The sequence below is a fragment of the Actinomadura sp. DC4 genome (assembly GCF_030406325.1).
In the GTDB taxonomy this organism is placed as follows: Bacteria; Actinomycetota; Actinomycetes; order Streptosporangiales; family Streptosporangiaceae; genus Actinoallomurus.
The window spans coordinates 86,975-100,823 of record NZ_JAUEQY010000017.1 but is presented as its reverse complement, the minus strand read 5'-3'; the positions used below and the strand labels follow the sequence as shown (position 1 = coordinate 100,823).

6 protein-coding genes are annotated in these 13,849 nt (G+C 73.2%); 2 read left to right on the top strand and 4 right to left on the bottom strand.

All coding sequences use genetic code 11. The features are described 5' to 3' along the window. Positions 1-3: 3 nt before the first annotated feature. The gene (locus QWU11_RS26860) at positions 4-5,493 is read right to left on the bottom strand and encodes a carboxyl transferase domain-containing protein (RefSeq protein WP_290117196.1); all 5,490 of its coding nucleotides are present in this window, start codon (positions 5,491-5,493) and stop codon (positions 4-6) included. Positions 5,494-5,673: 180 nt separating this feature from the next. Continuing rightward, the gene (locus tag QWU11_RS26855) at positions 5,674-6,819 is read right to left on the bottom strand and encodes an NAD(P)/FAD-dependent oxidoreductase (protein WP_290117195.1); all 1,146 of its coding nucleotides are present in this window, start codon (positions 6,817-6,819) and stop codon (positions 5,674-5,676) included. 93 nt (positions 6,820-6,912) lie between these two features. Between QWU11_RS26855 and QWU11_RS26850 the strand changes: the two genes are divergently transcribed. Next, positions 6,913-7,578 carry a TetR/AcrR family transcriptional regulator C-terminal domain-containing protein gene (locus QWU11_RS26850; protein ID WP_290117194.1) on the top strand — a complete coding sequence of 222 codons (666 nt, stop codon included), beginning with the start codon at positions 6,913-6,915 and terminating at the stop codon, positions 7,576-7,578. On the opposite strand, the gene QWU11_RS26845 is transcribed toward QWU11_RS26850, so the two are convergent. Further along, positions 7,575-8,171: a TetR family transcriptional regulator gene (locus tag QWU11_RS26845; protein ID WP_290117193.1), complete on the bottom strand. Its 597-nt coding sequence runs from the start codon at positions 8,169-8,171 to the stop codon at positions 7,575-7,577. The two genes, QWU11_RS26850 and QWU11_RS26845, sit on opposite strands and share 4 nt — an antisense overlap. A gap of 65 nt (positions 8,172-8,236) precedes the next feature. Between QWU11_RS26845 and QWU11_RS26840 the strand changes: the two genes are divergently transcribed. Further along, complete coding sequence (locus tag QWU11_RS26840) at positions 8,237-9,394, top strand: FAD-dependent monooxygenase (RefSeq protein ID WP_290117192.1); 1,158 nt, start codon at positions 8,237-8,239, stop codon at positions 9,392-9,394. A gap of 6 nt (positions 9,395-9,400) precedes the next feature. Here the strand turns inward: QWU11_RS26840 and QWU11_RS26835 are convergent, their stop codons facing one another. Further along, complete coding sequence (locus QWU11_RS26835; RefSeq protein ID WP_290117191.1) at positions 9,401-13,849, bottom strand: HEAT repeat domain-containing protein; 4,449 nt, start codon at positions 13,847-13,849, stop codon at positions 9,401-9,403.

Below are 13,849 nucleotides of genomic sequence, written 5' to 3'. Positions count from 1 at the left end.
AACTCAGGACTGGCGCGCGAGGCCCTTCTCTACCGCCTCGATGATCTGCGGCCGCAGCTCCGCGCAGCTGATGATCGCGTCCACCGACCCGACCTCGACCGCCCGCTGGATGCTGTGCACCCGGTCGAACTCGGTGGCGACCTCGGTGAGCTTCTCCGCCCGTACCGAGGACCGCAGCTCGGCCAGCTCCGCGGCCAGCGCGACCCGTGTCGCCGCCGGCGCCTCCGCGACGCGGGCGGCGAGCTCCAGCACGCGAGGGTCGTTGCCGGTCCGCTTGTCGACGTCGCGGGCGAAGACCACCGCGGCGGCCGGGGCGCCGCCCAGCACCGAGGCGAACGAACCCTCGACCGCGAGCACGGTCATGTTCGGGTTCAGCGCCTTGGAGAAGACCACGAACGCGCCACCGTGGTACCGCGAGATCACACAGAACACGATCGGGCCCTGGAAGTTCACCACCGCGCGGCCGATCTCCGCGCCGTACTCCAGCTGCAGCTTGCGCATCGACTCCGGCGACCCGTCGAAACCGGACAGGTTGGCCAGCACGACCAGCGGGCGGTTGCCGCTGGCGGCGTTGATGGCGCGGGCGACCTTCTTGGACGACCGCGGGAACAGCGTGCCCGCGGTGTAAGTGTCCGGGCCGTCGGTGGGCGGGAACCCGCGCCGGGGTACGGACCGGGACTCGATGCCCACCAGGCAGACCGGCCGGCCGCCGAGATGGACGTCCTGTACGGCGGAGGTGTCCGCGTCGGCCATGCCCGCCCACCGCTCCAGCACCGGGTGGTCCTGGTCGGACAGGGCGCGCATGACCGTACGGATGTCGAACGGCTTCTTGCGGTCCGGGTTGGACGCGACGGAGAAGATCTCGCCCACGGTCGCGAAGTCGCTGTCCGGCGCGGCGTGCGGGTACGTCGACACGTCGCGGTCCAATGGGTCGCCGGTGACCGTCTTGCGCGGCCCGCTCTCCCCCGGCGCGACGTAGGTGTGGTCGTAGTGCGCCATCAGGACCTCGCGCGCGCCGCGGAGGTCGGGGGCCCAGTACTGCGCCTGGCCGTTCGGGCCCATGATCCGGTCGTACCCGCCGATGCCGTAGTTGTCCTCGGCGGACACTCCGCCGGAGAAGTCGAGGGCCTGCTTGCCCGTCAGCACCATCGCCGAGTCCGGCGTCATCACCAGGATGCCCTTGGTGTGCATGAGCATGGTGGCCTCGGCGTTCCAGTACGGCTGGGCGCCGACGTTGATGCCCGCGACGACGATGTTGATCTCGCCGCCGTCCTGGGTGAAGGTCACGATCCGCTTCAGCGCGGCGGCCACCCAGTCCATGTTCTCGGTGCCGGACGACATCGAGATCCGGGCGCCGGCCGAGACCGTGAGCCACTCCAGCGGCACCCGCATCCGCTCGGCCAGGTCCAGCGCGGCGATCACCCGTGCGCACTCGGGTTCGGACAGCGCGCCGAGCGCCTTCGTCGGGTCGCCCAGCAGCACGACGCGGGTCATGCCCTCCGGGTGGCGCGGCGTGGGCGTGCTGACGACACCCGCCACGATCGCGGCGGTGTTGCGGCCCTTGGGCCGGTTCACCGGCACCAGCGCCGCGTTCTCGTCCAGGTCGTACTCGGTGAACGAGCCGAACGGCCCGGCGAGCACGCCGGTCAGCTCGTACGGGTGGTGGGTGCCGCGGCCGTGGGCGCGCAGTACCTCCTGGCGGTAGTCGTCCAGCGGCTCGATGGGCTCGGTCGGCGGCGGGATGATGGACAGCCGTACGCCGGAGCCCACGTCGTAGCCGATCTGGACGGCGATGTCGACGAGCTCGCCCGTGCCGCCGTCGCGGCGCCGGCCGAGGAACAGCACCTCCTCCAGGCCGGCGCCCGCCGTCGCCGGCAGGCCGCGCTTGGCCACGGTGTCCAGGTCCTCGGCCGAAAGGTCGGTCGGCGGCCACACGTAGATGACGATGCGGTTCATCGCGGAGGTCTTGGCGCCGGGCTTCTCGGCGCGGCGGATCGCGTCGAGGCACGTGGCCAGGACGTTCTCGGCCGCGGGCAGCGCGACGAGCTTGCCGTCGTCGTCGCGCAGCGGGGTCAGGTCGCGGACCTGGCCCAGGGCGACGAGACGCTCGTCGGAGGGGTTCTGACGCGCCGTGGCACGGAAGAGGTAGACCTCCTCGTCGGGCGCGGGCAGCCGGGTGAGGTCGAAGTCGCGCAGCCGCTCGAGCTGCATGCGCTCGGCGATGCGCGGGTGCAGGCCGCGCAGGAGCCGTTCCTCCACGAAACCGTCCGCGGACGGCCGGAACGTGAAGTGGTGATGCATCACGGCGCCGCGGTGGCCCGCGACGGTCGTGGTGATGCGGCCGATCCGGTGCGAGGGCTGCTGCGCGGCGAGGACCTCGCGCAGCAGCGCGGCCATCTCGTCGGGGTCGCTCGGGCCGTTCGCCCAGGTCAGATAGATGTCGGCGGCCAGTTCGCCGCCGCCGGCGAGCTCGCCGACCGGCTGGACCACCTCGGCCAGCGCCGGGAAGTCGACCGCGGTGGTCACGACGCGGCCGTTGCCGGTCGCGGTGCGGTGGTCGGCGACGACGAACGTGCAGCCCGCCACCTTGCTCACCCGTACGTCGCTGAGCGCGCGGTTGCCGTAGTAACGGCGGGTCAGCACCTCCAGCAGCGGCGCGGGGTCCGCGCCCGCGCGGCCGATCCGCTGGGCGACCAGCCGGACGAGCGGCTCGGCGCTGGCGACCATCGCGGAGATCCGCTCGGCGCGGTCGGGCGCGTCCGGGTGCCGGTCGAGGTGGCGCAGGTGCTTGCGCACGGTGGTGTAGACCTTGGCGCGGGTACGGCGCAGCAACGGCTGGGCGAACCACGCGAACACGACGCCGCGCGCCAGGTCGGCGACGGCCGGGAACCGTACCTGGGTGGCGGCGACGAGGTGTTCGAGCATCAGGCCGACGGTGAGGCGGTCCGCCTCGGCGGGCGGCGCCTCGGTCACCCACCGGCGCAGCAGGCTCGACACCACGGCGATGTCGGCGGACGCGCGCTGCTGGGCCAGGAAGATGCGGAAGACCGCGTCCTCCAGCTCCGGCGTACGGTCCAGGCTCTCGACGCCGTACCGGGACAGCACGAGCGTGAGCCGCTGCTGGAAGCTCTCCGACAGCCCGGCCCGCTCCGAGTCGAGGTGCTGCAGGAAGATGTGGAAGTACTCGCGGGGGCTGTGCACCGAGGAGTCGGACCGGGACTCCTCGCCGGCGGGCCGGTTGCGGCTCAGCTCGCTCAGGTCGGCGAACAGGCGCAGCAGCTCGACCTCGCCGGCGAGGTCGAGCCGGCCCTCCACGACGAGCTCGGCGCGTGCGGTCAGGTAGCCCGCGAGCAGGCGTTTCTCGTCCCGCGCGTCGATGTCGTAGCCGAGCAGGAGGCTGCGCAGGTCCTGCAGGCCACGCTCGGCCCGCTCGGCCGCCGGCACGTCCGCGGGCTCGGACGGCAGCTCCAGGTCGACCTCTTTCGCCGCCGCCGCGGGACCGGCCGCCTCGTCCCCGTCTTCCAGGGGTTCCAGGCGGAGCAGGCGGGCGCCCGCCTCCACCTGGCTGCCGACCGAGACCACCAGCTCCCGTACGCGGCAGCGGAACGGCGCGCGTAGCACGGTCTCCATCTTCATGCTCTCGACGACGAGCAGCGGCGCGCCGGCCTCGGCCTCGTCGCCGGCCCGCAGCGGTGTGGCCACCACGAGGGCGGGCACGGGCGAGCGGACGATTCCGCCCTCGTCGCGGCTGATCCGGTGCGTGATGCCGTCGACCTCGACCAGGTGGATCGGGCCGTGCACGCTCGTGACGACCTTGAACCGGACGCCGTTCACGGTGAGCTGGCCGCTGTGCTCGTCGAAGCGCTCGGTGTCGACGTCGGCCGCGTGCTCGGGGCCGCCGGCCGAGATGCCGATGCGGAACCGGTGGCGGCCGGTACGGGCGACCTGGAGGCGGTAGCCGACGTCGCGGAGCTTGAGCTCCAGCGTACGGCCGCTCTCGTGCTGTGACTGCGGGCGTCCGCCGTGCGCGGTGGACAGGAAGCGCTGCCGCGTCACGATCTCCTCGTCGTCGTAGGCCTCGATGGCGGCGGCGATCAGTGCGATCGAGGAGTGCCGGTGGGAGACGAGGGCGCCCTCGGCGCGTACGCGGTCGATCCAGCCGGTGTCGGCGGACCCGTCGATCACCGCGGGCTCGTCGAGGAGCAGACGGACGAAACTCTTGTTCGTCACGCCGCCCTCGATGATGACGACCGTCTCGGTCATCGCCCGGCGCAGGCGGGCCAGCGCCTCGGCACGGTCACGGCCGTGCGCGATGATCTTGGCGATCATGGAGTCGAAGTCGGCGGGGATCGTGTCGCCCTCGCTGAACCCGGTGTCGACGCGGATGCCGGGGCCGCTGGGCAGCGTCAGCCGCGCGATCCGGCCGGGCGAGGGGGCGAAGTCGCGGTCGGGGTCCTCGGCGTTGAGGCGCGCCTCGACGGCGTGCCCCCACTCCTCCGGCGCGTCGCCGTCGAGCTTGTCTCCGGCCGCGACGCGCAGCTGGGCCTTCACCAGGTCGACGCCGGTGGTGATTTCGGTGATCGGGTGCTCGACCTGCAGACGGGTATTGACCTCGAGGAACGCGAACAGCCGCTCGCCGGGGTGGTACAGGAACTCGATGGTGCCCGCGCCCTGGTAGTCGACCGCGAGCACGAGCCGCTCGGCCGCCGCCTTCAGCTCGGCGACCTGCTCGGCGCCCAGGACCGGGGACGCGGACTCCTCGATGATCTTCTGGTTGCGGCGCTGCACGGAGCAGTCGCGTACGCCCAGCGCCCACGCGGTGCCCTGCCCGTCGGCGATGACCTGCACCTCGACGTGCCGGGCGCCGGTCACCAGGCGTTCGAGGAACACGACGCCGCTGCCGAACGCGCGCTTGGCCTCCTGGCGCGTCAGCTCGTAGGCATGCGTGAGCTCCTCGGCGTCGGAGACCTTCCGGATGCCGCGGCCGCCGCCGCCCGCGGTCGCCTTCAGCATCAGCGGGTAGCCGATGTGTTCCGCCGCGGCCTTCGCCTCCTCCAGCGTCTCCACCGGGCCGCGGCTCCACGGCGCGACGGGCACCCCGACCTCTTCGGCGATCAGCTTCGAGCCGATCTTGTCGCCGAGCCTGCGCATGGCCTCGCCGCTCGGGCCGACGAAGGTCACGCCGATCTCGGCGCACAGGTCGGCGAACGCGGGGTCCTCGGCCACGAAGCCCCAGCCGACCCACGCCGCGTCCGCGCCGGTCTCGATCAGGGCCTGCCTGAGGACCGCGTGGTCGAGGTAGGGGCGGTTCGCGGCGGCCCCGAGGTCGTAGGCGATGTCCGCCTCGCGGACGAACGTGGCCGTCCGGTCCGAGTCGGTGTACAGGGCCACGGTCTCGATCCGCGTCCCCGTCTCGGCGGACAGGTCCCGAACGGCGTGGATGAGCCGCATGGCGGCTTCACCGCGGTTGACAATGGCGACACGACTGAACACTGAGCGGGCCTTTCGGAGCCGGTGAGCACGGCGGCCGTCCCCGCCGCAACCGGCGTACATCCTCTCGGCTGGGCCCCGATACCGGAAAGGCGGGGACTTAGCGTGTTTCGCTGCCGATGTTGTGGGGTCCGCACAAACGCGCCGACGTGCGGGCCGCTCACCGGGGCCGCAGACCGTCCGTCATGACGGCGGCGAAGGCGCCGCCTGCCCGGCTCCGGTCATCAGGGCGAGCATGCTGTGGGGCGCGTCGTCACCGATCATGATCGTGTACATGTCGTCGTCCGCCGCCACGACGCCGGCGCGGGAGAACATGCCCTGTTCGTGCTCGGCGAGCGCGGCCTCCACATCGTCAGGGTGCGCGGCGAGGGCCTGGCCGAGCGTGGCGCCGTCCAACATGGCCAGGTTGGCGCCCTCACCGTTCGGCGGCCTGAGGTGGGCGGCGTCGCCGAGCAGGGTCACGCCCGGCACACGGTCCCAGCGGTGCCCGGCCGGCAGCGTGAAGAGGCGGCGCAGGACCGGCGGGGTGTCACTGTCGGTGATCAGGGCGGTGAGTTCCGGGGCCCAGCCGTCGTACTCCTTCACGACCCGCGCGGTCAGGGTCGCGGCGTCGGTGAGGTCGAGGCCGGCGAGCCAGTCCTCGGGTTTCGTCAGCTGCGCGTAGACGTGCAGGGTCCCGCCGCCCTCCCGATGACCCAGGAGTCCGCGGCCCGGCGCGAGCGCGAACATCGATCCGGCGCCGACCACTTCCGCGGCGGTGGGATGGCGGGTGTCGCCGTCGAACAGGAACGTCTCAACGACGGAGACGCCGACGTAGTCGGGGGTGACGCCGGACAGCACCGGGCGTACCCGCGACCAGGCGCCGTCGGCGCCGACGAGCGGGCTCGCGACAACGGTGGTGCCGTCGGCGAAGGTGACCTCATGACGGCTCTCGTCGAGGGCCCGCACCTCGGTGACCTCGTGCCCCCACCGGACGGTACCGGGTGGAAGCGCGTCGAGCAGCGTCTGCCGCAGCGCGCCGCGCGACACCTCGGGGCGCTGGCCGGTGCCGTCGTCGGGCAGGTCGAGGAGCACGGTCCCCGCCTGGTCCAGGATCCGGTACGACTCGCGGCCGGGCAGGACGAGCCCCCGGAACTCCTCGGCCAGGCCGGCCGCCTCCAGCGCCGGCCGGCCGTTCCGGGGGTGGATGTCGAGCAGCCCGCCCTGACGGCGCGCGTCCGGCGAGGGCTCCGCCTCATAGACCGTGGCCGGGATGCCGTGCACGTGCAGGACGCGGGCCAGCACAAGCCCGCCCAGACCTGCTCCGATGATCGTGACCGATGTCGGCATGGACTTCCTCCCCAGGTGATCCATGTTGGATCGCTGCTCCAACACGCTAGCACCGCTTTGGATCGGCGATCCATTGCTGTCACACTGAGGACCATGGCGAAAAGATCTCCGCGGCGCACGGACGCGCTGTCCAGGGAGCTGATCATCCAGACCGCGACCGACCTTCTGGACGACGGCGGCGAGACCGCGCTGACACTGCGTGCGCTGACCACTCGCCTGAACACCGGCTACGGAGCGATCTACCACCACGTCGCGGACAAGGGCGACCTGCTCGCGGCAGCCACCGACGACATCGTCACCCGAGTGCTGGCCGGCGTGGTCGTCGACGCGGACCCGCGGGAGGCCCTGCGCAGCGTCGCACTGGGCCTGTTCGACGCGATCGACGCGCACCCCTGGGTCGGCGCCGAACTCTCCCGGCAGCCGTGGCGGCCCACGCTGCTGGAGTTCTACGAGAGCATCGGCCGGCTGCTGGACGCGCTCGCCGTCCCCGAGCGAGCGCTCTTCGACGCGGCCGGCGCGCTCGTGAACTACGTCCTCGGCGTCGCCGGGCAGAACGCCGCGAACGCCCGGCGCCGCGCCGGCGGCGACCCGGACCGAGCGGCCTACCTGGCCACCGTCGCCGAGCAGTGGGCGCAGCTGGATCCTGGCCGGTACCCGTTCACGCACGCGGCGGCGACGCGGCTGCCCGAGCACGACGACCGCGAGCAGTTCCTCGCCGGCGTCGACATCTTCCTGGCCGGCATCGCGACCCTGCGCTAGATGATGGCCGTCGGCGAGCCGATCACCGGGGGCCGCAGGCCGTCCATCATGACGGCGATGAAGGCGCCGGTGAGTTCTTCGGACGCCGGCCGTGTACGGGCGATCGCGTAGGCGGTCTCGCCGATCAGGGTGGTGATCACGGCGGGCTCGAGGTCCGTACGGATCGTGCCGTCCCGTTGCGCCTCGATGATCATCTCCTCCGCGGTCTCCACCAGCCGCTTTCGCAGGGCCGTGGTGGCGGGCAGGTCGAGGCCGAACAGCTGGCCGCTGATGGCGTGGTGCGCGGACTGGAAGGCGATCAGCTCGGCGAGGAAGGTCCGCAGCGCCTGCTCGGCGCTCGCGGTCTCCAGCAGCTCACGGGCGCGCCGGACCACGGGTTCGAGCAGGCCGGCGACCGCGGCGTCCATGAGGGCGTTCTTGCCGCCGAAGGCGCGGACGACGGTGGCAGCGCCCAGGCCCGCCCGTTGGGCGATGGCCTCGACGGTGAGGGTGGCGTCCGGCTCGGCGAGCAGGGCCGTGGCCGCCTCCAGGGCGAGCTCGCGGTTGCGTACGGCGTCGGCCCGGCGGCGCCGCCGCCCGGGGTTCGTTGACAAATGGAACGCCCCTTCCACATAATCTGGAACACGTATTCCACTTATCGTACGCGAGGGGGACTCCTGTGGACGTTCTGATCTCCGGGGCGAGTATCGCCGGGCTGACGCTGGCCCACTGGCTGGCCAGGTACGGATTCCGGCCCACCGTCGTCGAACGCGCTCCCGCGCTGCGCGCCGGCGGCAACGGCGTCGACGTGCGCGGCCAGGCCATCGCGGTCGTGGAGCGCATGGGCATTCTGCCGGCCGTTCGCGCGGCGGCCGCCGACGTACGGGGCATGAAGTTCGTCGACGCCGCCGACCGCGCCGTCGCGCGCATCGGCACCGACGAGCCCGGCGCAGTGGAGATCATGCGCGGCGACCTGGTGGCGATGCTGCACGAGACGGCCGACGCGGAGTACCTGTTCGGCGACTCCATCCGGCGTCTGGAACAGGACGAGGACGGCGTGACGGTCGCCTTCGAGCGCGCGCCCGACCGCCGCTTCGACCTGGTCATCGGCGCCGACGGCACGCACTCCACCGTCCGCCGCCTGGCCTTCGGCGGGGAGGAGCGGTTCGTACGGCACAAGGGCCACTACTTCGCCTTCGCCGACACCGACGCCTCCCTCGGCGAGAACCGCTGGGTGACGATGTTCAACACGCCGGGCAAGATGGCCGGGATCTACCGGTCCGGCAACCACGCCCAGGCCAAGGCCTACTTCGTCTTCCGCTCCGCGCCGCTGACCTATGACCATCGTGACGTCGCCCAGCACAAGCGACTGATCGAAGAGGCGTTCGCGAATGAGCGGTCCTGGCGCACCGGCGACCTGCTGAAGGCCGCCCTCGCCGACCCGGACTTCTACTTCGACGCCCTCGGCCAGGTGCACATGGAGTCCTGGTCCCGTGGCCGGGTGGGGCTGGCGGGCGACGCCGCCTGGTGCGCCTCCCCCGCCTCGGGCGCGGGCGCCGAACTGGCCCTGGTCGGCGCGTACCGGCTGGCCGGGGAGCTCGCCGCCGCCGGCGGAGACCACCGGGTCGCCTTCCCCCGCTTCCACGACGGCCACCGCGCCCTGGTCCGCAAGAAGCAGCGGATCGGCCCCAACGTCCGCCTCATCGTGCCGAGGACCGCGGGCGGGCGGTGGGCCCGCGACACCCTCTCGCGACTGCCGGTGATGCGGGCCCTCACCGCGATGGACCGCCTCGGCCAGGCCAAGGGACCCGGCCCGCTTCCGGAGTACGCGCTGTGACGGAGGTCATGCCTGCCGGCCGTCGGGTTCCAGGTCAGTGGCGATCTTCTCGAGCACGGTGGTGTAGAGGTGTCGTTTGTCCGGGCGTGCCCGGCCGGCGGCGTGCCTGAGCGCGGGGATCGCCGGCGCGCCGAAGAGCGCGAGTCCGTCGGAGGCGGCCCTCCGGACTGCCGTGTGGGAGTGCGTGAGCAGACCGACCAGTGCGGGGACGGCCGGCCTCCACCCCGCGTGGCACAGGGTCTTGACCGCCGAGCGCACGATGTCGGGCTGCCGGTCGTCGAGGAGCAGCGAGGTCTGTTCCAGGTAGTCCTCGTGGTCCAGCACCCTGCGGGAGATCCGGTGAGCGTGCAGCCGGACTCTCGCCTCGGGATGGCCGAGCGACCCGGCGAGCAGTCCCTCGAGTTCGGGATCGCGGGCAGGGTCGGCTTCGTGACGCTCGGCGAGCAGGGTCAGCGCCCGGCGGATCTGCTCGGGGCTCCCGGTACGGGCCAGGTCGAGCAGTTCCGCCCGGGACGGCCGATGTTCCCGGGCAGCCGGAACACGGCTTCGGCCGCGGAGTGCCGAGAGAGCGGCGGAGTCCTGCCGGGCCGCGTCGGGATGGCGCAGCGGCCCTTCCGCCAGCAGGATCTTGTCCGCGAGGTCCGCGCGTCCTTCGTCGCGCAGCCGCCGGTGCACCCGCGCCAGCGCGGGGGTACGCAGCAGCGCGACGCCGGAGATGAGATCGAGCAGGCCCCAGGCCCCGGTTTCGAGGCGTCTGGACAGGGTCTCGGCCAGGACGTCGGGGGCCGCCGTGCGCAACGCCCGCCAGGCCGACGCGTGAAGGGAGGGTCCGCCGTGTTCCCACCATGACAACAGCACGGGGATGAGCCGTTCCACGTCGGGTGGCCGCAGATGTGCGGCGACGCGGGCGATCCGTTCGCGAGCCGCGTCGCCGCCGGTCTCGCGGAGTTCGGTCTCGCCCATGAGGGTCAGGGCGTGCGCGAGATCCGAGGTGACGGTGAGGTCGACCCGGCCGTCGAGGAAGGCGCGCAGCACCGTGAGCCGGAACCGGGGTTCGGGCCAGCTCAGCAGGGCGCGGGCCGCGGTTTCGCGCTGCCCCCGCGCGGGATCGTCCAGCATCTCCAGCAGGTGCTCGCGCAGGGCCGCCGAGCGGGGCCGGTCCCGATCGCCGGCGGTCGGCGCGGGCCGGCGGGCGTCCTCCGCGATGGTCCACGACGGTGCGTCGAGCGGCTGCAGTTCGAGCATCCAGTCCAGCAGTACGTCGCGGACCCCGGCGCCGGCGGCGGGGAAGACGCCGAGCAGCGCGTTGAGCCGGTCCCGTGAATGAGGGTCGAGGCCGGGCCGGTCCGCGGCGCGGAATCGCCGGAGGGCGTCGGGGGTGCGGACGGCTGCGGCGAGGGCCTCCCGCCATCGGCGTACGGCGGGGCGCTCGGGCGCGGCGGTGATCGGTTCGGGTGGCCCGAACGCCTCCCGCAACACCTCTTCCTCGGCCAGCCACGGGTTCGCCCCCGTACGCGCGGCGGCCAGCGCCCGCGCGAGATCGGTGCGGGTCAGCACCGCGCCGCATCGGCGCAGCACCACCAGCGCGGACCGGCTGCCCGCAGCCTCCGGCGGCAGCGCGCGAATCCGCGTGGCGACGTCGAACCCTTCGGCGGAGGGCAGCCGCACCACCGCGTCCTCGAGCAGTGTGAGGAGACGGTCACCGTCGCCGACCTCGGCCAAACCGGCGACCAGCGTCCGTACCGACCGCGCGAAGGTCTCCATCTCGCCGTCGGTCCACGGCGGGGGGCAGAGCCGCAGCGTGAACCCCAGGACCCGGCCGCGGTGTTCCGGCTCCTCGCCGGCCAGTTCCAGCCAGCGTGCCAGCATCGGCCGGAGCCCGGCCAGCCGTTCGGCGGCCGGCTCGCCGGGATCCCGTTCGTACCTTTCCGCGAGGCGCCGTGCGACCTCGGTGTTCCAGCCGCGGCTCGCCAGGGCGTCGAGCTCGGCGTCCGGTGCCGCGTCCGGCGGTTCATGACCGGCCGGCGGTGTGATGCCGTAGGCGGCCATCCGGTCCGCCAGTTCCGTGGCCGTACCCGAACCGAGGGTGAGCCGGCCCGCGGCGACGAGCGAGAGCAGGGTGGCCCCGGCCGGTGACCCCTGGTCGGCCAGAGCTCCGACGGCACGCGCGGACAGCGAGCGGTCGAGGCCGGTCAGCAGCAGAGTGCGGGTACGGTCGTCGGCGGCGCGGTCGGCCGCGGCGACGACGGTGGCGGCGTAGGCGTCGCCGAGGATCGTCCGCAACGCCTCGGCGAGCGCGTCGCGCAGGCCCGGGTTGTCGTGCCTGCCGAGCCACGACAGCAGCTTCGGCACGGCCACGGGGGCGCCGGCACGGGCCAGCGAGGTCGCGGCGGTCTTCTTGACGTTCATGTTGGGGTGGTCGAGGCAGGCCGCGATCGCCGCGGCGGCCCAGTGAGCGCGCGCGTGCCCGAGCGCGAGCAGTGCCTGGCGTACGGTCTGTACGTCGGGGGCGGTGGTGAGCGGGATCAGGCTCGCCGACAGTGCCTGTGCGTCCTCGCCGTCGGCGTCGCGGGCGAGTAGCGCGATCACGTGCTTGCGGACGTGGCGGTCACGGTGGCGTAGCAGCGGATGTACTCGTGACCGGATTCCACGGTGGGGGGTCTGGAGGAGCAGGTCGAGGAGGATCATCTGCTCGGCCGCCGTGAGCGCGGGGCGGTCCAGCAGGTCGAGCGCGATGCTCGCGACGAGCGCCTCGGAGGCCTCGCGTGCGTCCGCGGCGTCCAGAAGGCAGCGCGGCCGGATCTTCGCTCTCTCGTGGAGGCGACCACCGAGGTCACGAATGGCCGCGACGACCTCCTGCGGCAGCGCGGGTTCGCCGCCGGAGGCGCCCGGCGTCCAGGACGCCGCCAGGTCCGACACGACCCGCAGCAGAAGGTCGGCGATGGCCGGCACCGTACGGGAACCGCCGTTGCGCGCCAGCTCGCACAGGGCGGCGACGGGCCGGTCCGGGTCCAGGCCCGCGCGGAGCAACGCCAGTTCCCGTTCGTCCGGGCCGCCGAGGTCGGCGGCGATCCGGCGAGGCAGATCCCGCGGGTCGAGCCGAACGAGGATCTGCTGTCGCCGGTCGGGGTCCTCGGTGAGATGCCACAGCACTTCCAGGGCCCGGTGGCGGACCGGCCGCAGGTAAGGCGCCACAGTGCCGGCGGCGTCCGGTCCGTTCAGGCCCAGCCCGTCTCGCAGGGCCGTGACCGTCCGGGCTCCGCCCACGGCCTCAAGAGCCTCCAGCGCCGCCGCGGGTGATCGGGGGAGCGCGGCGATGACGGTCTCCTCGGCGGCCGTATGGCGCAGCGCGCGGATCGCTTGCAGGAACGGGCGCGGATCCGGCGCGGTGCGCAGGAGATCGGTGACCTTCTCCCCCGCCGGAAGGTCCCCGGTGCCCTGAGCGGTCAGGGCGGTCAGGAGTTCGAGCCGCCGGGGCCAGTGCGGATCGTCCACGGCCGCCGTCGTCAGCTCCTGGAGCGTCTCGCGCCGGCACGAGAACAAGATGGTGGCGACCTCGTTCGCGGGCACCGAGTGGTCGGCGATGGCCAGGCGCACGATCACCGGTGCGTCCTCGCCCGCCGGGAAGTGTCCGCGCCGGTGCAGCCCGCGCAGGCACCGGACGACCGGCCCGGCGAGCAGGAGCGGGTCGGTGGCGGCGAGGTCCACGAGGGCGCGGATGTCCTCGCGGCTCGTCAGGTCCCCGAGCAGCTCCAGCGCGCGCCGCCGGAGCGCCGGGGGCCGATCAAGGTCGGCGGCCACGCTGCGGAGCACGTCCTGATGCCCGTGGCGGGCCGCGACCTCGATCGCCGCCGAGCAGGCGGCGCCGGTCCCGAGGAGCCGGTACAGATGCTCTCGTGGCAGCGGATCCAACGCGGCCCAGGGTTCGGCCAGCTCACGCAGCGCCGCCGGGGCGGCATCCACGCCGGGTTCCCCGGCGAGCCGGACCACGAGCGTCCGGGCTCGTTCCGGTGCCAGCAGGCCGGTGCGCACGGCCTGGCGGGTGACCCGCAGCGCCTCGGCCCGCAACACGGGATCGGGCCGGCCCGACAGCTCCCGGACAAGGCTCTCCGGTTCGTCCACGTCGGCCACGTCGATCCCGTGGACGGCCTGGTAGAGCAGTTCGCCCGCGGGCTCGTCCCGCAGGGTCTCCGGACGGTCGGCGATCTCGGCGCTCAGCCAGGCGATCTGGACCCGGGCCGGCAGGTCCGCCTCACGCCACCGCGGCCAGGGACGGGGCCGGATGTGGGCCCGCAGCCGGAGATAGAGGTGCGCCAGGGCCAGCGCCGCCTCCGGCGGACCATCGAGGGAGCCCGGCAACGACGCCGCGAGCTCGGCCGGCTCGGATCGGTCTTCATCGAGGCGTTCGGCGAGGCCGTGTACGGCGGTGAGGATCGTCTCGTCGACCGACGTCAT

Excerpts from the sequence above, each read along its gene's own strand:
- QWU11_RS26855 (WP_290117195.1), bottom strand. The coding sequence starts at position 6,819 with ATGCCGACATCGGTCACGATCATCGGAGCAGGTCTGGGCGGGCTTGTG.
- QWU11_RS26850 (WP_290117194.1), top strand. The coding sequence starts at position 6,913 with ATGGCGAAAAGATCTCCGCGGCGCACGGACGCGCTGTCCAGGGAGCTG.
- QWU11_RS26835 (WP_290117191.1), bottom strand. The coding sequence starts at position 13,849 with ATGACGTCGGTCGACGAGACGATCCTCACCGCCGTACACGGCCTCGCC.